We start from the raw sequence: 1518 nt of genomic DNA, 5'->3' as shown, positions 1-1518 counted from the left end.
CGCGCTCTTGAGCGCGAAGGCGCCGCGGATCAGCCGGTTCAGCCCCGTCAGGCGGTCGTGCGTGGCCCCCATGTGCAGGATGTCGGACGCCGCCTTGACCTGCTCGATGCGACCGGCCGGCGTGAGCGGCGGCAGGGCCAGGTCGGCGCGGTTGAGCGCCAGGATGCCGCCTTCGGGCGTCGGGAAGAACTTGGTCAGGCTGGCGATCGCGACGTCGCCCCAGGAACCGATCGGTCGGGCGCCGGCGCGGCCGAACATCGCATGCGCGCAGTCCTCGATCAGCGCGATGCCGCGCGCGTCGCACCAGGCGCGCACCGCGTCCATCGGCTGCGGCAGGCCGAAGTAGTGCGGCACCAGCAGCGCCTTCGGATGCGCCGGGCCGTGGGCCGAGAGCCAGTCCAGGCGCGGCACGCCGTGCTCGTCGATGGGATAGAAGGCCGCGTCGGCGCCCAGCGTCTTCACCGGCGAGACCATGGTCGGGCAGTGGTAGGACGGCAGCAGCACCAGGTCGCCCGGACCGACGTCCAGGCACTCGAGCGCGAGCAGGATGGCCGCGCGCCCGCTGGTGGTGGGCAGGTGGCGTGGATGGTCGAGCAGGCTGTGCTGGTCGACCCGGGCGGCACCGGCGAAGGTGCGCCAGCCGATGACGGGCAGCCGGGGCGCGAGCATGGGAGGCGGCGGGCTCAAGTCGGAGGGCCTGCCGGTCAGCGGCCGGTGGACGGCGTGGGGGCGCCGGACGCCGGGGCCGAGCCTGATGTCGGCGCCGAAGTCGATGCCGATGCCGATGCCGATGCCGATGCCGGCGATGACGCCGGCGCGGAAGCGGCCGGTGCGGGCTCGGAGGCCGAGGGGGCGGGCGCCGAGGCGGCCTCGCCCGGCAGCTGGATGTCCGACGGCCAGCGGTTGATCGCGATCAGGCGCTGGCGCAGCACCGGGTGCGTCATGCCGGCGCCGTAGGCGCGGCGGGCGGCGTCCACCGCCATGTCGACCTGATTGAGGTCCAGCGCGACCATGCCCACGTTGTAGACCGAGAACGCGTTGTCGCCGGTCAGCTTGGACGCGGCCTCCAGCTGTTCCTTGGCCGGCCCCGGCTTGCCCTTGCCGTTCAGGTAGCCGGCGTAGATCAGGCGCACGATGACGTCGTCCGCCTTCCAGGCCAGCGCGCGCTTGAAGTAGCAGTCGACGGTGAACAGCGCGTCGGGCGGCTGGTCGCGCTTGGTGCGCTCGCCGTAGAGCATCATCGCCACCAGCGCGCGATGGTGGTTGGGGAAGGCGCGCAGCGTGTAGTCGATGTCGCTGCCGATCGTGCCGCGCTTGCACTTGACCAGCGCCTCGCAGGTGTCGATGAAGTGGGCGCCTTCGACCATCAGCAGCGGCGACATCTGCTTGGTCACCGGGTCGATCTCCGGCGCGTCCTTGTACTGGCGGTAGTCGTAGGGCCCGTAGTTGTTGGCCAGCCCGCCGCAGCCCACGCCCTGCGCGACGGCGGCCTGGGTGACGACGGCGCCGGCCAGCGCC

Annotated in this window: 2 protein-coding genes; both read right to left on the bottom strand. The window is 72.5% G+C overall.

All coding sequences use genetic code 11. The annotated features are described in order from the left end of the window. Positions 1 to 669, bottom strand: a 669-nt coding sequence (locus FUT87_RS27400) for a DegT/DnrJ/EryC1/StrS family aminotransferase (protein WP_147243016.1), incomplete at its 3' end; no start/stop codon positions are given. Positions 670 to 704: 35 nt separating this feature from the next. Continuing rightward, positions 705 to 1518: hypothetical protein (locus tag FUT87_RS27395; RefSeq protein WP_147243015.1), on the bottom strand; the 814-nt coding region annotated here is incomplete at its 5' end.

It is taken from the genome of Mitsuaria sp. TWR114 (genome assembly GCF_007997345.1).
The sequence above is the reverse complement of the archived record's forward strand: the minus strand, read 5'-3'. Positions and strand labels throughout refer to the sequence as shown.